Here is a 20,068-nt window from a genome sequence, read left to right as displayed (position 1 = left end):
GATAAAACTCGCAAGTTCCGGTGACAGATCGGGGAAAAAATCTCGGGAGCATCGAATTGTTTTCGCAGCCTTTCCTCGGGTGTTCGCAGGCTCTGCGCCGGGCCTTTTCGCGGGACCTGCGAGGTTCCGCGAGCGCCTCCCGGCGGCCGGCCCGCGACGGCCATGGCGCGCCCTCGGGGCAACCTCGCTGAAACATGCACCCGAGCCCTGGCGAGAGGCCACACGGGTTGATGACAGCGAGAGGAAGGCCTGCTTGCACAGGCCCCTCCCGTAGGGCGGATTACGCCAGCGGCGTTATCCGCCGATACCTCTCTTCGGAATACTGCTGAGACGCCCCATCCCCACGGCGGATAGCCGCGAGCGGTTAATCGCCCAGCACGGGAAGGGCTTGTTCAGGCACGGACTACTGGACCAGTTGGTTCATCTCGATGATCGGCATCAGCACCGCCATCACGATGGTCAGCACCACCCCGCCCATGACCACGATCATCAGCGGCTCGAGCAACGCGGTCATGCCCATGGCGCGGCGCTCGATGTCGCGCGACAGGGTCTGCGCCGCGCGGTCGAGCATCGGCGGCAGCGCACCGGTCTTCTCGCCGCTGGCGATCAGGTGGGTGAGGATCGGCGGGAACACCTGCCGCGTGCGCAGCGCCGAGGCCAGCGAGACACCTTCGCGAACCTGCGCGGTGGCCTCCTCCACCGCCTGCGCGAGGCAGTCGTTGGCCAGCGTCTGGCGCGCCGCATCGAGCGCGCGCAGCAGCGGTACGCCGGCGCTGCCGAGGATCGCCAGGGTGGAGGCGAAGCGCGCGGTATTCACCCCGAGCACGAAGCGTCCGAGCAGAGGCAGGCGCAGCACTCGCCGGTGCCAGCCGAGCCGCGCCTGCGGGTCGCGCAGGTACAAGCGCCAGCCCCAGTAAGCGCCACCGATGGCGCCGGCGCAGAGCCAGCCCCAGGCGCGCACGAAGTCGCTGGCCTGGAGCATCGCCCGGGTCAGCGCCGGCAGGTCCTGGCGCGCCTGGGAGAAGGCGCTGACCACCTGCGGCACCACGTAGCCGAGGAGGAAGATGACGATGCCGATGGAGACCATGCCGACCACCGCCGGGTAGATGAACGCGGTGAGGATCTTGCCGCGCAGGGCGTTGCGTTCCTCGATGTAGTCGGCCAGGCGCTCCATCACCTGGGCCAGGTCGCCGGACTCCTCGCCCGCCGCCACCAGCGCCCGGTAGATTTCCGGGAAGTCCCGCGGCCGTGCGGCAAGGGCGTCGGCCAGGCGCATGCCGCCGCGCACGTCGCTGCGCACGGCGCTCAGGGTCTGGGCGATGTGCTTGCGCTCGGCCTGGTCGAGGGTGGCGCTCAGCGCCGCCTCCAGCGGCAGGCTGGCGGCCAGCAGGCTGGCCAGCTGGCGGGTGGCCCAGGCCAGGTCGCCGTCGGACAGGCGCGGGGCGAACAGCGCGCCCGCCCCTTGCCCGGCCCCGCCGCCAGCCTGTTCGCGGACCTCCAGCGGGGTCAGGCCACGGGCGCGCAGTTGGCCGAGGGCGCCACGCTGGCTGTCCGCCTCCAGGGTGCCGGTCTCGATCCGGCCCTGGGCGTCGGCGGCTTCGTAGCGGAAGGTCTGCATCAGGCGTCCCGGGTCACGCGGAGGATTTCCTCCAGGGTGGTGGAGCCGCTGGCGATCCAGCGCTCGCCGTCCTCGCGCATGCTGCGCATGCCGGCGGCGCGGGCGGCTTCGCGGAGATCCTGCTCGGCGCGGCCCTGGTGGACCAGGCGGCGGATCTCGTCGTCGATCACGAACAGTTCGTGGATGCCGGTGCGCCCGCTGTAGCCGGTCTGGTTGCAGGCCGGGCAGCCGACCGCGCGCCAGCCGCCGTCCTCTTCGACCCGGCAATGCGTGCACAGGCGCCGCACCAGGCGCTGGGCGAGTACGCCAAGCATCGACGAGGCGAGCAGGAACGGCTCGACGCCCATGTCCACCAGCCGGGTCACCGCCGACACCGCGTCGTTGGTGTGCAGCGTGGCCAGCACCAGATGTCCGGTGAGCGAGGCCTGCACGGCGATCTGCGCGGTCTCCAGGTCGCGGATCTCGCCGATCATGATGATGTCCGGGTCCTGCCGGAGGATCGCCCGCAGGGCTACGGCGAAGGTCATGTCGATGCGCGCGTTGACCTGGATCTGGCTGATCCCCGGCAGATCGTACTCCACCGGGTCCTCGACGGTGAGGATGTTGCTGGTGCTGGCGTCGAGCCGCGCCAGGGCGGCGTAGAGGGTGGTGGTCTTGCCGCTGCCGGTGGGCCCGGTGACCAGCACGATGCCGTGCGGCTGGCGGATCAGGTTGTCCAGCGGCGCCAGCACGCCGGGAGCCATGCCCAGGATCTCCAGCCTCAGGCGCCCGGCCTGCTTGTCGAGCAGGCGCATCACCACCCGTTCGCCGTGGCCGGTGGGCACGGTGGAGACGCGAATGTCGATCGGCCGCCCGGCTACCCGCAAGGCGATGCGGCCATCCTGGGGCAGGCGTTTCTCGGCGATATCCAGCTGCGCCATGATCTTGATCCGCGACACCAGCGCCGCGTGCAGCGCCTTGCGCGGCGCAACCACGTCGCGCAGGGCGCCGTCGACGCGGTAGCGCACCACCGAATGGGTCTCGAAGGGCTCGATGTGGATGTCGCTGGCCTCATCGCGCGCCGCCTGGGTCAGCAGCGCGTTGATCATGCGGATCACTGGCGCGCCATCCTGGGTGTCGAGCAGGTCAGTGACCTCGGGGATATCGTCCATCAGGCGGTCGAGGTCGACCTCGCTCTCCGCCGCGCCGACCACCGCCGCGGCGCTGCCGGTATCGGAGTAGGCGCTGGCCAGCAGGGTGTCGAGTTCGTCGTCGCGGACGCTCTCCAGGCTGGCCAGCGCATGCCGCTGGCGCACCTCGCTGATCGCCCAGCCGGGCGTGCGCGGGCTGACCAGCAGGGTCGCGCCATGCTCGCCCGGCCGCAGCAAGGCGCGCTGCGCCTTGGCCCAGGCGTAGGGCAGCAGGCTCATAGCGGCGCCGCCTCGCCCAGCGGTACCGCGCGCAGCGGCCGCGGACTCGGGCGCAAGTCGTAGGCGGCCTGCGGGATGCCCTGCTGCGCCGGCGGCAGCACCGGAGCCTGCATGTCGCCGACGCTCCAGTCGTGGCGCGGCTGCACGCGCTGCTGGGCGCGGCGGATGAAGTCGTAGCGGTTGAGGGTGATGCTGCGCCCGGCGGCGGCGTCGCGGACGATGTAGGGACGCAGGAAGACCATCAGGTTGGTCTTGGTCCGCGAGCGCTTCTGGTAGCGGAACAGCGAGCCGACGCCGGGGAGGCTGGAGAGTCCGGGAACGCCGTCGGTGTTGTCCTGCACGTTGTCCTGCAACAGGCCGCCGAGGACCATGATCTGGCCGTCGTCGAGGAGGATGCTGGTATCGATCGCGCGCTTGTTGGTGACCACCCCGGCGGCGGTGCTGGCGCGCTCGTCGACGCTGCTGACCTCCTGGTAGACGTCGAGCTTGACCGTGCCGCCCTCGGAGATCTGCGGACGGATGTTCAGCTTCAGGCCGACGTCCTCGCGCTGGATGGTCTGGAACGGGTTGTTGCTGGTACCGCCGCCGTCGGTGACGTACTGGCCGCTGACGAAGGGTATGGTCTGGCCGACCATGATGCTCGCCGACTCGTTGTCCAGGGTCAGCAGGTTCGGGGTCGACAGGACGTTGGTGCCGCCGCGGCTCTTCAGCGCCCGGGCGAGCACCTTGAGGTCGAGGATCTTGCCGATCCCGGGGATGTCCACGGTGCCATCCACCAGGCCGATGTTGAGCCCCTTGGGCAACACGTCGATGGTGTTCTTGCCGGCCGTGTTCAGCGCCGACTGGCCGAAGTTGACCCCGCCGAACACGCCGTTGCCGCCGAGGTTGCCGGCCTGCCACTGGATGCCGAACTCGCTGGAGTCGTCTTCGCTGACCTCGACGATCAGGCTTTCGATCACCACCTGGGCGCGGCGCTGGTCGAGCAGGTCGATGACTTCGCGGAGGTTGCGGTACAACGGCTCGGGTGCGGAAATCAGCAGGGTGTTGGTGGTGGCGTCGGCCTGTACGGTGACCCCGCCGGCGGAGAACGCCGAGTTCTCCTCGCCCATCGCACCGGGTCCGGCGCCGCCCTGGCCGCTGCCCATCGCACCATAGGCGCCGCCGCTGCGGTTGCTGCCGCCCAACCCGCTGGAACCGCTGCCCGTGGTATTGCCGCTGCTCCCCAGGCCCTGGCTACCAGTACCGCTGTTGCCGCCACCGAGCATGCCGCCGCCGCTCAGGCGCGCGCGCTGCTGGTCGCCCTCGTTGCCCTCGCCGCCGCTGTCGCCGGTGATCAGCCCGCGCAGGGCCTGGGCCAGGCGGGTCGCCTGGGCGTTGCGCAAGTAGACCACATGGAGGTTGCCGGGATTGCTTTGCACGCTGTCCAGCTTGCCGATCAGGTCGCGCGCCAATTGCGTGCGCTCGGGGCTCGGCGAGCGGATCACGATGCTGTTGGAGCGTGGGTCGGCGAGCACCACGGTCTTCTGGCCCTGCTCGGCGCCGCCGCTGCCCTGGCTGTCGAGCAGTTCGGAGACGGTGCTGGCGATGTCCACCGCGATGCCGTTCTGGATCGGCATCACGTCGGTGTCGCTGGCGCTGGGGATGTCGATGCTGGCGATGATCCCGGCGACCCGGTCGAGGTTTTCCGCGTAGTCGGTGACCACCACGGTGTTGTTCCCCGGATAGGCATTGATCGGGTTGTTCTGCGCGACGATCGGGCGCAGCACCGGGATCAGGTTCACCGCGTTCTCGTAGCGCAGGCGGAAGGTCCGCGTGACCATGCCGTTGGCCGCCGGCCGGTCGGCGCCGTAGACCGGCCCGCCGAGCAGCTTGGCGTCGGCCTCCGGCACCACCTGGCTGACCCCGTCGACGTCGACCACGCTGAAGCCCTGCATGCGCAGGGCGCTGGTGAGCATGCGGTAGGCGGTGCGCGCCGGCACCTGGCCTTCGGAAACCAGGGTCAGCTTGCCCTTCACCCGCGGGTCGACCAGGAACTGCCGGCCGGTGGCGCGCGACAGCGCGCGCACCACCGCTTCCACCTCGGTATCGACGAAATTCAGGCTGACCGGCTGCTCGCCGAGTTCGGCCGCTGTCGCTGAGACCGGAGCCACGGCACCGGAGCGCGCCACGCCGCGTCCGGCACTCAGCGCGCGGCGGGCCTGCTCGGCCTGGGGCCGCTCGCGGACGTCGGCGCTGCGCAACGGCGCACCGGAGCGGACACTGCTCAGCGGCCGGCCGACTTCCTCGTCGGCCGGGGGCACGCCGGGGACCTTCGGCGTCTCGCTACACGCCGCGACCAGCAGCGCGCCCAGCGCCACGCCCAGTACAGGCCAACGACGCCGGGCATGGTGGAAAGCTGATTGCCTCATGGGGAATCCTTGGGAGCGGAAGACGACTGCAAATGGATCGAGGCGGACACCAGCCCGCCGGACGGCTCGCTCGAAGAGCCAGAGCGCTCCTCGGAAGGAGCGTCGAGACGCGTCACCTGCGCCTCGCTGACGCTCAGGCGCAACGCCGCCGGACTGCGCGCCAGCCAGCGCAGCAAGGCCTCGCCGGACACGCTGGCGAAGTCCAGTTGCCATTGGCCCGGTTGCGGGGCGTCCAGTTGGAAACCGTCGAGTCCCTGATCGCGCAGGCTGCGACGGATCGCCTCGGCGTCCGCCGTACCGCTCAGGGTCGGACCGCGCAACGCCTCGACCTCGCGCAACACGCCGTCCACCGCCGCGGCCTGCGCACGCAGGCGCGGCAGCTCGGCTTGCCAATGCTCGATCCGCGCCAGCGGCGGATCGACGAACACTTGCCAGGTCAGCGCCAGGCATAGCGCCAGGCCACCGCCGGCGAGAATCTTGCGCTCGCGCGGCGCCAGTTGCCGCCAGTAGGCCTGCAGCCGCAGCAGCAGGGGACTCCAGCGCTGCGCCGGGGTATTCAGTAGGCCCGCCAGGCGCTTATTCATCTTCATCGGCAGCCGCCTCGGCAGTGCCACTGTCTGCCGCGCCAGCGGCCGGCGCTGGCGGCGCTTCCATGGCGCGCACCTGCCAGCCCTTGTCGGAGGCATCGGCCTGCAACCCGTGCTTGCCCAACTCGCCCTGCCAGGCAGCGGCATCGCCGCCTGGCGGTCCCGGCAGCAGCTCCAGGTCCAGTTCGCCGGCGTGGTAGTCCAGTCGTTGCAGGCGTCCGGCGAGGAACGGCATCGCCTCGCCGGCGCCATGCAGCAGCGCGGCCAGCCCCGGTACGGCATCGCCATCGGCCTTGCCGGCCAGATAGGCGTCGCGTCGCTCGCGAGCCTGGCGCAACGGATCGAGCACCACCGGCAGTTCCGGGAAGGCCTGCTGCACGCGTTGACTGCTCTGCCGTTGCAAGGACTGGCCCTGCCCGGCCAGTTGCCCGGCGTACAGGTTCAGACCGGCGACCCACACCAGCAAGGCCAGGGCAGCGCAGAACAGGGGCATCTTCCAGGTGCCGTTGCCGGCGCTCGTCGCCGGCGCTTTCAGCGCCAATCCCCACGGACTGGCGGGCCCGCTCCAGCGCAGCGCTTCGTCCAGCATCTCGGCCCGCTCCAGGGCTGCGGAGCGCCACGCCGGACGCTCGCCCAGCCAGAACAGTCGCAACTCCTGCGGGACCTCAGCGAGGCCCTGCTCCGGCAAGGGATGGACCGCAGCGTCGCTCAGCGAGCGGCGCAACAGCAGATGGCCGTCCCACTCGCCGGCCACCCAACCGTCATCGCGCAACGGCAGGAGGAACGGCGCGGCCTGCACCTCCCGCACGTCGAGCCGCAGCCGCTGCACGGCCTGCTCCAGCGAGGCCAGCGCCGACGCCTCCAACCACCCCAAGGTCAGGCGCCCGTCGGCGCCGCGCGGGCCGTGGGCCAGGCGTAGCTGCGCCGGATCGCCGAGGACCAGCGCCTCGGCCGCGCAGTTCACCGCGGCGGCGAGCTTCGCCGCAGGCAGCGCCGGCAGTTCGAGACTGACCAGGCGGCAATCGCGCGGATGCAGGAACAGCGCCACCGGCAACCCCTGGCGTCGCCGCGCCAGTTCCGCGAGCGAGGCCTCGATTCGTTCCTGCACCGCGCCGCGCGCATCCAGGCGCAGGCAAGGCAGCGGCGCCGCCTCGGCGAACTCGCTCAGCGGCGGCAGCAGGCAACGCCAGGTGGCTTTCATGAGCCCACCCTCACCCAGTTGACCGCCGTGCTTTCACCGGCCTTGCGCTGCACCAGGGCTTGCAGGCGCACCTCTTGCCGGTCGCGCCGAGCATAGGCGGTGAGCAGGAACCAGTCGCTGGTGATCCCGACCTTCACCGACTGCGCCTGCAATTGCGGCATGTTCAGGCGGTTGACGAAGTCGCCGCGATTGAGGAACCAGCGGCCCCGGTCGCGCTCGCCGAGCACCCGCCGCGCCTGGTCCAGCCCGAGGCCGGGGACACAGGCGGCGAGCACTTCGGCGCGCGCGGTGTTGCCGTTGATCCAGGTGGTTTCGGGCAGGATGGTGACGTAGGGCCGCAGGCGTTCCAGGGTCGCCGGCGGAATGCCCAGCCGGGCCAGGTCGTCGAGACGCCTGAGCGCCGGCATGCGCGCCGGAAGCGCACGCAACACGGCGCCCGGCGAAGTCTCGCGGCCGCTGTCGAAGCCTGCGGGTTGCGTCTCGGCCGGCGGCGCTTCGGCGGGCAGCCGTGCATAGGAATCGAGTACCCGCTCGACGATCAGCCGCGTCTCCTTCGGGCGCACGCCGAGCAGACCGGCGAGGCGTTCGAAGTTCGCTCGCTCCTGGAGATCGGGGCGCTGGTCGACCAACAGGTTGCGCAGGTTGAACTTGCCCTGCTCGTCTTCCAGTTGGCCGTTGAACGGCAATTCGGCGCTGCTCAGACGCAAGCCACGCATCGGTTGCGCCCAGCGCTGGTCGAGGCGGGTCAGCGGGTCGCGGCGGCTGTCCTCGAGCAGCAACTGGCGGCTCCATTCCAGGCCGCCGCGCAGCATCCAGCCGGCCTGGATGCGTAGCTGCTCGCTTTCCAGGGCGCGGATGAATGCGCTCTGGCGGGCGATCAGGCCGGCGGCTATGACCGCAACCACGGTGACGATCAGCAGCGCGCTGATGATCGCCATGCCGCGCTGGCGATGACCGTTCATGGCGCGCTCAGAGCTGCCAGGAGCCGATGTCGGCGTTGATGCCCTCGCCGCCCGGCTGCCCGTCGGCGCCGAGGGAGAACACGTCGATCTCGCCGTTCACGCCGGGATTCAGGTACTGGTAGGGCTTGCCCCAGGGGTCGTTGGGCAGGCGCTCCAGGTACGAGCGCCAGTTGCTCGCCGAGGCATCGGCAGGACGCTCCGCGAGCACCTTCAAGCCCTGCGCCTGGCTCGGATAGCGGCCCTGGTCGAGGCGGTAGAGCTTGAGCGCCTGCATCAGCCCGGAGATGTCCTGGCGCGCCGCGGTGGCACGGGCCTGGTCGGGACGGTCGAGCACCTTGGGTACCACCATCGCGGCGAGGATGCCGAGGATCACCACCACCACCATGATCTCGATCAGGGTGAAGCCCCGCTGTCCCCGATGTCCTTTCGGGCTGGAGCTGAACTGCACGACATCCATCTCGACACTCCTCGGCATGGTTCGATTCGCCGCGGATTGTTTCAGGAAGATATGTCAACGATATTGAAAATCCTCGGGTGCGCCGCTCTTCCGGAGGCGCCCGCAAGGCCCTGGAGCCGGGCTTTCCGGCAGGCGCCGGGGATGGCTCGCGGGAGCGCCCTCCCGAGCTTTTGTCAGGGATCGGTCAGATTTCCCGGCTAGCCTGGAAGTCCCCTTTCGCCGACCTTTCCGCGATGTCCACGCGCCTGTCTTCCCGCGGTTTCACCCTGATCGAAGTGCTGGTCGCGCTGGCCATCGTCGCCATCGCCCTGGCCGCGGCGATCCGCGCGGTGGGCCTGATGACCGACGGCAATGGTCTGTTGCGCGACAAGTCGCTGGCCCTGCTGGCAGCGGAGAGCCGGCTCGCCGAGCTACGCCTGGGCGTCGGCGCGGCTCCGGGAAACAGCGATTTCGAATGCTCCCAGGGCCGCCTGCGGTTGTACTGCGAACAACGCGTCGAGGCCACCGACGACCCCGCGCTACTGTGGGTGGAAATCCGTGTGCGCACGCAGCGCGAACAGGCGGTGCCGCTGGCGCGCCTGAACACCCTGCTGAGCCGCTCCCGGTGATCTCAACCGCGCTTGAGGGTAGCCAGCGGCGGCGGTTCGGCGAGCCGCTGCATGGCCACCCGGCGAACCTCGCCGTTCTGCTCGATGAGCACCGCGTCGGCCTCGATCCGCCGCACCTTCGCCGCACGTGCCAGGACCTCGCCCTCGCGATAGGCCTGGGCCGGCGCGCCGTTCACCGAGAGGATGGCGATCGCCGCGGGACCACCGCTGATCAATCCCGCCAGTTGCACCTCGACCTCACCGGAAGGCGCCGCGAACCAGCGTTGAGCGGCGTCCTCGCCGCTGGGCGGCGGAACGGCGGCGACCTCGGCCTGGACCACGCCGGGAATCGGCGCCAGCAACAGATAGCCCCAGAACAGCAGGCCGGCGAGGATCGCCAGCACGGCGGCGAACTGGACCAGGCGGGGCGGATCGATACGGGGCATGGCCGGCATGGCGGGGCTCTCCTGGCGTATGGGCGACGGGCGCCACGAACGGCGCCCCGGCACCAGCCTAGCGCGGAATTCTCTCCGTTATGTTTCACACGCCGATCATCTTCGTCGGGCACTCTGGAAACCTCTCTCTTCGCGGAGCGGCATCCGGTGAGGCGACCCCGGCAAGGCGGTTTCACCCTGATCGAACTGATGGTGGTGCTGGTAATCGTCGGCATCGCCACGGCGGCCATCAGCCTGAGCGCCCGCCCCGACCCGACGGGCCTGCTGCGCCAGGATGCCGCGCGCCTGGCGCGGTTGCTGGAAATAGCCCAGGGCGAAGCACGGGTACGCGGTACGCCGATCCTCTGGCAGCCCAGCGCCAAGGGCTATCGCTTCAGCCCGCAGGCCTATCGCGGCAAGACCGACGCCTTCGCCGCCGACACCGAATTGCGCGCGCGCGACTGGCAGGCCGCGCCGCTGCGGGTCAGCGTGCGCCCGCCGCGACCGGTGTTGCTGGACGCCGAATGGATCGGCGCGCCGTTGCGGATAACGCTCTCCGACGGCCAACACAGCGTCACCGTGCTGCGCGAGGCGAACGGCCATGTCCGGGTACACTGAACGCGCGACGACGCGGCGCCGGCAAGCCGGCTTCACCCTGATCGAGGTGATGGTCGCGATCATGCTCATGGCCATCGTCAGCCTGATGGCCTGGCGCGGCCTGGACAGCATCGCCCGGGCCAGCGCGCACCTGGAGGACAGCACCGAGCAGGGCGCCGCGCTACTGCGCGCGCTGAACCAGCTGGAGCGCGACATCGCCCTGCACAGCGCCATCCGGGAGGAGACCGGCCTGCCCAGCGGCGACGAGCCGATCCGGGCCGGCGACAGCCTGCCGCCCGGACTCGCACTGAAGCGCCTGAGCGAGATCCCATTGCGCCTGGACATCGTCCGCGCCAGTACCGAGCCAGGCGCGCCGCTGCAGCGCGTGCGCTGGTGGCGACAGGGCAAGGTCCTCTACCGCGCCGCCTCGCCCAGCGGCGACCGCCTGCCGTTGCCGCCGCTGGCGGAGCGGGTGGCTGTGCTGGACGACGTGAGTCGGTTCGAGATCCGTGCCTGGGTGCCGGGAAAGGGCTGGACGCGCCTGCCGGCACGCAGCAAAGTCCGCGCCAGCGGACTGGAGATCAGCCTGGCGCGGGTCACCCGCAACGGCGTGGAGCGCTATCGACGGGTGGTGGCCCTGCAATGAAGCGGTGGCTCAGCCGAGCAGCACCACCCCGCCCGGCAGGCGGGTGACCTCGATGCCATAGGCATCGCGGATCAGGGTCGCCACGTCGGCCAGTTGGTCGAGGCTGAAACGGGCCTGGACCCGGCGTCGGCCAAGGGCCTTGTCCAGCAGCAGGAGCATGCCGGGACGGTAGCGGTTGATTTCGTCGATCACCGTGGCCAACGGTACGTCGTTGAACACCAGCATGCGCTCGCGCCAGGCCATCACCTCGGCAACGTCGAAAGGCACCGGCGGACCGTTGCGTCGCTCGTCGAAGGTCAGTTGCTGGCCGGCCTGGAGGTCCAGGCGCTGGCCGAGGTGTTCGAGCCGCACGCTGCCCTCCAGGCAGGTCACCACGCAAACGTCACCGCTGCTGCGCACATTGAAGCGGGCCCGGCTGGCGCTCAGCCAGGCGCTCCCGGCCATCACCCGCAGGCTGCTCTGCGGCGGGTGGCTGGCGATGATCTCGGCCTCGCCGCCGAGCAGTTCGATGGTTTCCTGCTGCTCTTGATTGAGCCGCACGTTCAGGCGGGTGCGGGTGTTCATCTCGATCCGCGTCTCGCCGCTCACCTGCACCTGGCGTTGCTCGCCGACCGCCGTGACATAGTCGGCGCCGCCCAGGCCATGGTCGAGCAGCGACGGGCGCAAGACGAACAACGCCACCGAGGCGGCCAGCGCACCGCCGACGAACCAGCGACGACCGAAACGCCTCGGCGCGATCTGCGCCACGGCCGGCGGCTCCAGCGGCAGAGCGGCGGCACTGCCGAGTGCCTGCCAGAGATCGCGCGCCTCGACGAACGCTCGCAGGTGTTGCGGGCTGCGCGCACACCACTGGCGGAAGGCCCGCGCGTCGCCCTGGGTGACGCGTCCGGAGGTCAGGCTGATCACCCAGGCGTGCGCTTCGTGGCGAAGGTCGCCGGTTTCATCGGCGGCGGAGTCTGAGGCTGTCATGACTGTGCTGTACGGACACCGGAATGGCTCATGGGATGGATATGGCGGCGGTTTTCCACCTGCTTATGCTTATGACGGTTTTCCGGCCCCGGGACCGAACCTCTGGATGACTTTTCTTTCCAGGCGCTCCGCGCAGAACCACAGGGCGGCCTTGAGTTCCTTCTCCACGGTGCGGGTGGAAATGCCGAAGCGACGGGAGATTTCCGCATGCGGCGTCTCTTCCAGGCGCGAGGCGATGAGAATCTGCCGACGCCGCGCCGGCAGTTCGCAGAGCGCCTCCAGCAGGCGACGGATCTCGGCATGACCGCCGACGATGCGCTCCGGGTCGAGGCCTTCGTCGGCCACCTGCAACAGCTCCGCCACCTCCTCCCCGGTGAGCAGGCGGGCGTCGCCCTCGCGGCGGTCGGCGGCAATGTTCAGGGCAATACGGAACAGGTAGGCCTGAGGCTTCTTGACCTCCAGGGCATCATCCAGCCGGTCGACTCTCAGGTAGGTTTCGTGCAGCACGTCGCACGCCAGGTCCTCGGAGCCCAGGCGCCGTTTCAGGCGCGCCTTGAAGTCGTCGTAGGAGGCGAGGAACAGCTTCACCATCGCGCTTTGCCGCGAATCGCTCATGACCCTCCCACTCCCTCCGTCAGCTTGCATTCCATGGCCTTGCCCGTCGTCTTCGGCAGCAACAGGATGGTCAGCGGCTGGGCCAGCGTAGCGGGCGTCGCCTGCATCACCCGCACGCCGCGCAGGCTTTCCACCAGGGCGCTGTCCCGCTGCGGGTCGCCGGTCGAGCCGAGCAGGCGACTGTGGCGAACCTCGCCGAAGCGACCGATCCAGAGTTGCAGCACCGCGCGATAGGTACCCGGACGAGTGCGCGGCGAGCGGCACAACTGTTCTTCCAGCGCCGCCTGGACCGCTCCCGCGTAGCGCCGATCCAGCGGCTGCTCGACCTTCGGCATCTCTGCCGGCAGCGGCGCAGCATTCCTGACGGCCTGCGCCGGCAGCAGGGTGAACGCTTCCTGGCTGGTGTAGCGCGCCATCAGGCCGGTTCCGCCGAGCAGTCGGGTCAGGGCGTCGCTGGCGGTGAAGCGCCCCTGCAAGCGGGCCGAGCGCCGTCCACGGGCCAGCTCGCCATCCACCAGAACCGCCATTCCCGTCACCCCGCTGTAGGTCACCAGCGCCGATGCCAGGCTCTGCGGAGGAATATCGAACGCGTGCACCGCCAGGCGCAACGGCGGCCTGCCGCCATCGCCCGGCACGGCGCCGGACGCCGGCAGCAGCATGCCGAGACCGAGCAACGACACTGCGCACGACCTTGCCACCCCGAGGATCGACATCAACGGATTCCAGTCCGAACTACCCGGTTCAGGCCAGATGGCCATCACCCAGGAGGGACATCCTGATGGCACTGTGTGACTGTGGTGTGACGGTACCTGCGGTGACATGTTTTCACCGATTGCCGTATAAGCGGGAAACCACCATCCCAGCGCGGGAGAATCGCCATGCACCGTTCATCGCAGGTTCTGCCGGCCCTGATCCTGGGCCTGGCCATGAACGCCACCCTGGCCGACGAGCCGACGCCGCCGGCGAACTGCATCAACACCGAGGTCAACGGCTACCAGGCTTTGTCCTATGAATGCCTGAGCCAGCAGATGGCCGATCCTGACAGCGCGGCCAGGGCCCGCCGCGAACAGGAGCTGGATTCCGCCGCCATCGTCCGGCGTCCGCCAAACCAGCTCGGCCTGTACAACCAATCGGCGACGCGCATTCGCCTGGGCACCTCGTTCGGCAACTCAGTGGAAGCGCAGCGGCCGCCTCGCTAAGGACCTCCGCAGGTCCGCGCTCCTGGCCGGCGGCGCAAGACAGAAAACCCCGGCAACCAGGCCGGGGCAATCGTCGTCGGCGAGGTTGGCCGCCGATCAAAGGACAAGGAACGCCCCTCAGGCGAAGGTACGCTCCAGCAGGTCGCCGAAACGATTGAAGGCATCGCTGGCGCCCTTGGCGGCCAGGCGCTCTTCTTCCTCGTTCAGCTCGATGCCGTCGAGGATCGCCACGAAGCTCTTCCAGCCTTGCGCGCGGCCGCCTTCCGGCTCGGCCAGATGGCGGGCGCCGAAGTTCTCGTCGAGTTCGAGCGCGGCGGCTTTTTTGAACAGGAACGCAGCGCCCAGCTTCGAACCTTCGGAAACGAACAGCCAGCCCAGTGCCTCGGCCAGGCTCAGGTCGGCCTCGCGCACGCTCTGGTCGCCCTCCGGCACCGGATGGCCGAGGTCCGCCAGGTCTGCACGAGCGGCGTCGTCGCGGGCGCGGGAAGCCAGGCCGGGGAACAGGCGGGCCAGCGCTTCGTTGCGATAAAGCAGCTCCAGGTCATGCTGGAAGAGGTACTGGGCGGCGACGAAGCGGGCGAAATTGTCCCGGCTGGCGAAGGGTTCCTTGCTCTTCACCAGGCTCTCCAGGCGCTGGTGCGGCTCGTTGGTCAGCAGGTTGAGGCGTTGCGAACGCAGGTTTTGCCGAGTGGATTCAGGGGCCAGGGTATCCATAGGGGAATTCCTTTCGAGGGACGGAACGCACTGGGCCGACATAGCATGCCCAGGATCAATAACGATTCTCAATTATATTCGTTATTGAATCTCAATGTCACATGAAAGGATGCCGACCGACTGCCATTGACCAGAAAAGGACTACAGCAAATACTGTATTTACATACAGTATTCGGGTTATTTCCTTGGCCTCCCTTTCATCCGTAGCCGACATCACCCCACCCGCAGCCGTCGCCGGACGAGGCAATGGCATAGCGCTGAGTGCGCTGCTCGACGCACGTAGGATCTGGAAAGGCCAGTCCGCCGTGCCGGCCGGCGCTTCCCTGCCCACCGGGCATGCGCGCCTGGACGCACTGCTGCCCGGCGGCGGTTGGCCGGAGCATGCCCTGAGCGAAATCCTCCATGCCCGCGACGGTGTCGGCGAACTGCAACTACTGATGCCGACCCTCGCTCGCCTGACCCAGGCGCAACGTCGCGTCGTACTGGTCGGCGCACCCTACGTACCCTATCCGCAGGCCTGGCTGGCCGCCGCGGTCGACCTGCGCCACCTGGTCCTCTTGCAGGCCAGCGGACGCGACGCCTTGTGGGCTGCCGAACAGTGCCTGCGCTCGGGCAGTTGCGCCGCTGTGCTGTGCTGGCCGCAGCAGGCCGACGACAGCGCCCTGCGCCGCCTCCAGGTCGCCGCCGAAAGCGGCCAGGCCCTGGGTTTCGCCTATCGTCCCCTGCGCGAAGCGGTCAACCCTTCGCCGGCAGCGCTACGCCTGTGCATCGAAACCCGCCCCCCACGCCTGCGCATCCTCAAGTGCCGGGGCGGCCTCGCGCCGGCGACCGCCCTGCCAGCCAGCGCCTGGCAATGAGGCGGCCATGCTCTGGGCTTGCATTCTCCTGCCGCAACTGGCCATGGACAGCGCGCTGCGTCAACGGAACAATCCCGACGCACCGCTGGCGCTGCTCGGCGGCCCAGCGCAGCGCCGGCAGTTGCAGGCGGTCAACCCAGCGGCACGCGCGCTCGGCCTGAGGCCCGGTCAATCGCTGATCGCCGCCCAGGCCCTGAGCCGGGACTTCGCCACGGCGGAATACGACCTCGCCGCCGTGGAGCGCTGGCAGGCCTTCCTCGCCGCCTGGGCCTACGGTTTCAGCTCGCAGGTCAGCCTGCACTATCCGCGCGCGCTGCTGCTGGAAGTGCAGTCCAGCCTTGCCCTGTTCGGCCCCTGGCCACGCTTCGAGGCCCGCTTGCGCAAGGAACTCACGGCGCTGGGCTTCCGCCATCGCCTGTGCCTGGCGCCGAACCCGGTGGCGGCGAGGGTCCTGGCGAACAGCCACGACGGCCTGGCCATCGAGGACGAGACAGCGCTGCAACGCCAGTTGTCCGCCCTTCCGCTGGACCGCCTGGGACTCTCGCGGGAGCTGGCCGTCGCCCTCGGACGCATGGGACTGCGCCATCTGCGCCAGGTCCTCGAGTTGCCGCGCGCCGCCCTGGCCCGTCGCTTCCCGGCCGAACTGCTGTTGCACATCGACCGCCTCTGCGGCCGCAGCCCGCTGGCGCTGGAGCACTACCGGCCGCCGGACACCTTCGACCTGCGCATCGAACTCAATTTCGACGTGGAATCGCACCAGGCCCTGCTCTTCCCCCTGCGACGGCTGAGCGCCGATCTCGCCGCCTTTCTCGCCGGACGCGACAGCGGCGTGCAGCGCTTCACCCTGCATCTGGAGCATCACGGGCGCGCCGACAGCCAGGTCACGGTCGGCCTGCTCAGCGCCGAACGCGAGGCGGCCATGCTCTTCGAACTGACCCGCGGCCGTCTCGAACAGCTGCAACTGCCCGCCCCCGTGCATGCCGTGCGCCTGGAGGCCCGCGAGCTGCCTCCTTTCACGCCGCAGCACCGCGAACTGTTCGACGAGCGCCCACAGCAGTATCTCGGCTGGGAACAGTTGCGGGAACGCCTGCGCGCGCGGCTGGGCGACGAGGCGGTACAGGGCCTGAGCGCCGTCGCCGAACACCGTCCGGAGCGAAGCTGGCGGCCGCACAGCTGCGACAGGGCGCAATCGCCGGCAGCCTGCGGCCTCCGACCCGGCTGGCTGCTGGCGGAGCCACGCCCCCTCGGCGAGGCCTTGCCCACCGTGCTGGCCGGCCCGGAGCGGATCGAGTCGGGCTGGTGGGATGGCGAAGACATCCGCCGCGACTATTACCTGGTGGAAACCCGCAGCGGACAACGTGCCTGGGTCTATCGCGAGGTGGGCAGCGAAGGGCCGCTGTGGCTGCATGGCTGGTTCGCATGAGCGCCTACGCCGAACTGCATTGCCTGTCCAACTTCAGTTTCCAGCGCGGCGCCTCCAGCGCCGCGGAACTCTTCGCCCGTGCAGCGCGCCTGGGCTATCGGGCCCTGGCGATCACCGACGAATGCAGCCTGGCCGGTATCGTGCGGGCCTGGCAGGCGGCGCGGGAGCATCAGGTACAACTGATCGTCGGCAGCGAAATCCGCCTCGAACAGGGGCCCAAGCTGGTCCTCCTGGCGGAGGACCTGGAGGGCTACCAGAACCTCTGTCGCCTCATCACCCGCGGCCGGCGACAAGCCGACAAGGGCCACTACCGGCTGCTGCGCGAAGACCTGCAACAGCCGCTCGCCGGCCTGTTGGCGATCTGGTTGCCGAACGACCATGAGGACGAGCAGGCTGCCTGGCTCCGCGAACGCTTCCCCCAGCGCCTTTGGCTGGGCGTCGAGTTGCATCGCGGCGCCGATGACGATGCCCGCCTGGACAAACTGCTCGCGCTCGCCTCGCATCTCCGGCTACCGCCCGTGGCCTGCGGCGACGTCCACATGCACGCCCGCGGCAGGCGAGCCCTGCAGGACTGCATGACAGCGATCCGCAACCATCTGCCGGTCAGCGAGGCCGGCGCCTATCTCTTCCCCAACGGGGAACGCCACCTGCGTACCCTGGAGGCCCTGCAGGGTATCTACCCGCAAGCCCTGCTGGCGGAAACCCTGAAGATCGCCGAACGCTGCCGGTTCGATCTGGAACAGCTGAAATACCAGTATCCACGCGAATTGGTACCGGCCGGACACGACCCGGCGTCATGGCTCCGCCATCTCACCGAACAGGGCATCGCCAGGCGCTGGCCGAACGGCGCGAGCGCCAAGGTCCGCAAGCAGATCGAGAGAGAACTCGAGCTGATCGCCGAACTGGGCTATGAAAGCTATTTCCTCACCGTGCAGGACATCGTCGCCTTCGCCCGGGGCCGAGAAATCCTTTGCCAGGGCCGCGGCTCGGCGGCCAATTCAGCAGTGTGCTTCGCCCTCGGCATCACTGAGTTGGACCCGGACCGGACCAACCTGCTGTTCGAGCGCTTCCTTTCCCGCGAGCGCAACGAACCACCGGACATCGACGTGGATTTCGAACACGAGCGCCGCGAGGAGGTCATCCAGTACGTTTTCACACGCTACGGACGCCAGCGCGCGGCGCTGACCGCGGTGGTCAGCACCTACCACGGCGCCGGCGCGGTGCGCGACGTAGCCAAGGCCCTGGGTCTGCCGCCCGAGCAGGTCGACGTCCTGGCCAACTGCTGCGGCCGCTGGAGCGACCAGGCCCCCAGCGCCGAACGCCTGGAAGAGGCCGGCTTCGATCCGCAGAGTCCGATCCTGCGCCGGGTGCTGGCCCTGACCGGCGAGTTGATCGGTTTTCCGCGCCACCTCTCGCAGCACCCCGGCGGCTTCGTCATCTCCGAGCAGCCATTGGACACCCTGGTCCCGGTGGAGAATGCCAGCATGGCCGAACGCACGGTGATCCAGTGGGACAAGGACGATCTCGACGCGGTCGGCCTGCTCAAGGTCGACGTCCTCGCCCTGGGCATGCTCAGCGCCCTGCGCCGCAGCTTCGACCTGATCCACGCGCTGCGCGGCGGCAAGCGGTTGAGCATCGCCAGTATCCCGAGCGAAGACCCGGCTACCTACGAAATGATCAGCCGCGCCGATACCATCGGCGTGTTCCAGATCGAGTCGCGCGCCCAGATGGCCATGCTGCCACGCCTGCGCCCGCAGAAGTTCTACGACCTGGTGATCCAGGTCGCCATCGTCCGCCCAGGGCCGATCCAGGGCGACATGGTGCATCCTTACCTGCGCCGGCGAAACGGAGAAGAGCCGGTGGCCTATCCGTCAGCCGAACTGGAGGAAGTCTTCGAACGAACCCTGGGCGTCCCGTTGTTCCAGGAACAGGTCATGGAACTGGCGATCGTCGCCGCCGACTACACGCCGGGCGAGGCGGACGAACTGCGTCGCTCGATGGCCGCCTGGAAGCGTCATGGCGGCCTGGAACACCACCGCGAGCGGCTGACCCGAGGCATGCTCGCCAACGGCTACGAGGCCGACTTCGCAGCGCGCATCTTCGAGCAGATCAAAGGCTTCGGCAGCTACGGTTTCCCTGAATCCCACGCCGCCAGCTTCGCCCTGCTCACCTACGCCAGCAGTTGGTTGAAACGTCACGAGCCGGCGGCCTTCGCCTGCGCCTTGATCAACAGTTGGCCGATGGGCTTCTACAGCCCCGACCAGTTGCTCCAGGACGCCCGCCGTCACGCCCTGCAGACACGCCCGGTGGATGTCCGCCACAGCGGTTGGGATTGCAGCCTGGAGTCGTTTGGCCAGGCGCAACCGGCCATACGCCTTGGCCTGCGGATGATCCGAGGCTTTCGCGAGGAGGATGCCAGGCGTATCGAGCAGGTCCGGGAGGCCGAGCCGTTCCTCGACGTGCACGATCTCGGCCGACGCGCCAGGCTCGACGCCCGGGCCCTGGAGTTGCTGGCCGATGCCGGCGCCCTGCGCGGTCTCGCCGGACACCGGCACAAGGCGCGCTGGGCCGTCGCCAGCGTCGAGCCGCAATTGCCGCTGTTCGCCGAAGGGACCGTCATCGAAGAGAGCACGGTCAGCCTGCCACTGCCTTCGCGCGGCGAGGAACTGCTGAGCGATTACGCTCTCCTCGGCACCACCCTCGGCCCGCATCCGCTGAAACTCTTGCGTGGACAGCTCAAGGCCCGCCGCTGCCGCGACTCCCGCGAACTGGCGAAACTGGGACATGGGCGACCGATACGGGTCGCCGGCCTGGTGGTCGGCCGGCAGCGCCCACAGACCGCCAGCGGCATCACCTTCATCACCCTGGAAGACGAGTTCGGCATGGTCAACGTGGTGGTCCGACACGACCTTGCCGAACGGCAGAGGCGGCCATTCCTCGAGTCCCGGCTGCTACAGGTGGAGGGCATCCTGGAGTCCTCCGGCGAGGTGCGCCACGTCATCGCCGGGCGCCTGCATGACCTGACCCCTCTACTCACCGGCCTGGACGTCCGCAGCCGGGATTTCCATTGAGACAAAGAAAAAGGCAGCTCGAGAGACGAGCTGCCTTGGGATGGCCAACAGGGATGGCCACGAAGGGGGGAGCGCTCAAGATACTGTTTATTCATACAGTAAATCAAGCGATTCCCTTCATCGGAAGCCATCTTTTGTCTTTCTCCTCGAAGCGAGGCTCTAACTCGCGGATCGGGATCGGTACGGCGAACGCAAGAGCGCCAGCGCCATGCGGATCCGCCCGGACTCTCGCTACGCTAGACGCGAAAGAGGACATGCCAGGAGGGGTTTGGCAAGGTGAACAGGAAGCACGCCTTTTTCCGCGCGCAAAAGCA

At 69.0% G+C, this 20,068-nt stretch carries 19 protein-coding genes; 7 read left to right on the top strand and 12 right to left on the bottom strand.

Annotated elements, in window-relative coordinates:
* Nucleotides 1-403 precede the first annotated feature (403 nt).
* Genes gspF through gspG form a run of 7 tightly spaced genes read right to left on the bottom strand, consistent with a single transcriptional unit; the run spans nt 404 to nt 8,642 of the window.
* Entirely contained in the window at nt 404-1,618 is a 1,215-nt protein-coding gene (gene gspF / locus HMPREF2924_RS03560) for a type II secretion system inner membrane protein GspF (protein WP_004364195.1), read from the bottom strand.
* Nucleotides 1,618-3,027 (bottom strand): type II secretion system ATPase GspE, encoded by a 1,410-nt coding sequence (gene gspE / locus HMPREF2924_RS03555; protein WP_004364198.1) that lies wholly within the window; start codon nt 3,025-3,027, stop codon nt 1,618-1,620. The genes gspF and gspE overlap by 1 nt, the downstream gene beginning before the upstream one ends.
* Nucleotides 3,024-5,435 carry a type II secretion system secretin GspD gene (gspD, locus tag HMPREF2924_RS03550; RefSeq protein ID WP_004364200.1) on the bottom strand — a complete coding sequence of 804 codons (2,412 nt, stop codon included), beginning with the start codon at nt 5,433-5,435 and terminating at the stop codon, nt 3,024-3,026. Before gspD ends, gspE begins: the two co-directional genes overlap by 4 nt.
* Nucleotides 5,432-6,025 (bottom strand): type II secretion system protein M, encoded by a 594-nt coding sequence (locus HMPREF2924_RS03545; RefSeq protein ID WP_004364202.1) that lies wholly within the window; start codon nt 6,023-6,025, stop codon nt 5,432-5,434. Before HMPREF2924_RS03545 ends, gspD begins: the two co-directional genes overlap by 4 nt.
* Nucleotides 6,012-7,223: a type II secretion system protein GspL gene (gene gspL / locus HMPREF2924_RS03540; protein WP_023094980.1), complete on the bottom strand. Its 1,212-nt coding sequence runs from the start codon at nt 7,221-7,223 to the stop codon at nt 6,012-6,014. The genes HMPREF2924_RS03545 and gspL overlap by 14 nt, the downstream gene beginning before the upstream one ends.
* On the bottom strand, nt 7,220-8,185 hold the full coding sequence (gspK, locus tag HMPREF2924_RS03535; RefSeq protein WP_003085351.1) for a type II secretion system minor pseudopilin GspK: 966 nt from the start codon (nt 8,183-8,185) through the stop codon (nt 7,220-7,222). Before gspK ends, gspL begins: the two co-directional genes overlap by 4 nt.
* Before the next feature lie 7 nt (nt 8,186-8,192).
* On the bottom strand, nt 8,193-8,642 hold the full coding sequence (gspG, locus tag HMPREF2924_RS03530; RefSeq protein ID WP_003085349.1) for a type II secretion system major pseudopilin GspG: 450 nt from the start codon (nt 8,640-8,642) through the stop codon (nt 8,193-8,195).
* A gap of 233 nt (nt 8,643-8,875) precedes the next feature.
* Between gspG and gspI the strand changes: the two genes are divergently transcribed.
* Complete coding sequence (gene gspI / locus HMPREF2924_RS03525; protein WP_003085347.1) at nt 8,876-9,250, top strand: type II secretion system minor pseudopilin GspI; 375 nt, start codon at nt 8,876-8,878, stop codon at nt 9,248-9,250.
* 2 nt (nt 9,251-9,252) lie between these two features.
* On the opposite strand, the gene HMPREF2924_RS03520 is transcribed toward gspI, so the two are convergent.
* Nucleotides 9,253-9,684: a type II secretion system protein N gene (locus HMPREF2924_RS03520; protein ID WP_004364205.1), complete on the bottom strand. Its 432-nt coding sequence runs from the start codon at nt 9,682-9,684 to the stop codon at nt 9,253-9,255.
* A 147-nt stretch (nt 9,685-9,831) separates the two neighbouring features.
* Here HMPREF2924_RS03520 and gspH point away from each other — a divergent pair, with 147 nt between their 5' ends.
* Complete coding sequence (gspH, locus tag HMPREF2924_RS03515; protein ID WP_003111910.1) at nt 9,832-10,281, top strand: type II secretion system minor pseudopilin GspH; 450 nt, start codon at nt 9,832-9,834, stop codon at nt 10,279-10,281.
* Entirely contained in the window at nt 10,265-10,906 is a 642-nt protein-coding gene (locus HMPREF2924_RS03510; protein WP_004364208.1) for a PulJ/GspJ family protein, read from the top strand. Before gspH ends, HMPREF2924_RS03510 begins: the two co-directional genes overlap by 17 nt.
* A gap of 9 nt (nt 10,907-10,915) precedes the next feature.
* On the opposite strand, the gene vreR is transcribed toward HMPREF2924_RS03510, so the two are convergent.
* From vreR to vreA, 3 genes are all read right to left on the bottom strand, one after another.
* The gene (vreR, locus tag HMPREF2924_RS03505) at nt 10,916-11,875 is read right to left on the bottom strand and encodes an anti-sigma factor VreR (RefSeq protein ID WP_004364210.1); all 960 of its coding nucleotides are present in this window, start codon (nt 11,873-11,875) and stop codon (nt 10,916-10,918) included.
* Nucleotides 11,876-11,944: 69 nt separating this feature from the next.
* Nucleotides 11,945-12,490 carry an RNA polymerase sigma factor VreI gene (gene vreI / locus HMPREF2924_RS03500; protein ID WP_003085329.1) on the bottom strand — a complete coding sequence of 182 codons (546 nt, stop codon included), beginning with the start codon at nt 12,488-12,490 and terminating at the stop codon, nt 11,945-11,947.
* The gene (gene vreA, locus HMPREF2924_RS03495; RefSeq protein WP_003120815.1) at nt 12,487-13,203 is read right to left on the bottom strand and encodes a TonB-dependent outer membrane receptor VreA; all 717 of its coding nucleotides are present in this window, start codon (nt 13,201-13,203) and stop codon (nt 12,487-12,489) included. The genes vreI and vreA overlap by 4 nt, the downstream gene beginning before the upstream one ends.
* 165 nt (nt 13,204-13,368) lie before the next feature.
* Here vreA and HMPREF2924_RS03490 point away from each other — a divergent pair, with 165 nt between their 5' ends.
* Nucleotides 13,369-13,689 (top strand): hypothetical protein, encoded by a 321-nt coding sequence (locus tag HMPREF2924_RS03490; RefSeq protein ID WP_003116538.1) that lies wholly within the window; start codon nt 13,369-13,371, stop codon nt 13,687-13,689.
* A 117-nt stretch (nt 13,690-13,806) separates the two neighbouring features.
* Here HMPREF2924_RS03490 and pigA read toward each other — a convergent pair whose 3' ends face one another.
* On the bottom strand, nt 13,807-14,403 hold the full coding sequence (pigA, locus tag HMPREF2924_RS03485) for a biliverdin-producing heme oxygenase PigA (RefSeq protein WP_004364213.1): 597 nt from the start codon (nt 14,401-14,403) through the stop codon (nt 13,807-13,809).
* A gap of 251 nt (nt 14,404-14,654) precedes the next feature.
* Between pigA and imuA the strand changes: the two genes are divergently transcribed.
* Genes imuA through dnaE2 form a run of 3 tightly spaced genes read left to right on the top strand, consistent with a single transcriptional unit; the run spans nt 14,655 to nt 19,754 of the window.
* The gene (gene imuA / locus HMPREF2924_RS03480) at nt 14,655-15,260 is read left to right on the top strand and encodes a translesion DNA synthesis-associated protein ImuA (RefSeq protein ID WP_031690711.1); all 606 of its coding nucleotides are present in this window, start codon (nt 14,655-14,657) and stop codon (nt 15,258-15,260) included.
* Nucleotides 15,261-15,267: 7 nt separating this feature from the next.
* Nucleotides 15,268-16,683 (top strand): Y-family DNA polymerase, encoded by a 1,416-nt coding sequence (locus tag HMPREF2924_RS03475; RefSeq protein WP_004364217.1) that lies wholly within the window; start codon nt 15,268-15,270, stop codon nt 16,681-16,683.
* Nucleotides 16,659-19,754: an error-prone DNA polymerase gene (gene dnaE2 / locus HMPREF2924_RS03470; protein WP_004364218.1), complete on the top strand. Its 3,096-nt coding sequence runs from the start codon at nt 16,659-16,661 to the stop codon at nt 19,752-19,754. The genes HMPREF2924_RS03475 and dnaE2 overlap by 25 nt, the downstream gene beginning before the upstream one ends.
* The last annotated feature ends 314 nt before the right edge of the window (nt 19,755-20,068 follow it).

Origin of the sequence: Pseudomonas sp. HMSC063H08 (assembly GCF_001813645.1) — a bacterium.
Taxonomy (GTDB): domain Bacteria; phylum Pseudomonadota; class Gammaproteobacteria; order Pseudomonadales; family Pseudomonadaceae; genus Pseudomonas; species Pseudomonas aeruginosa.
Note: the sequence above shows the minus strand (reverse complement) of the source record. Positions and strands in the feature narration are given on the sequence as shown.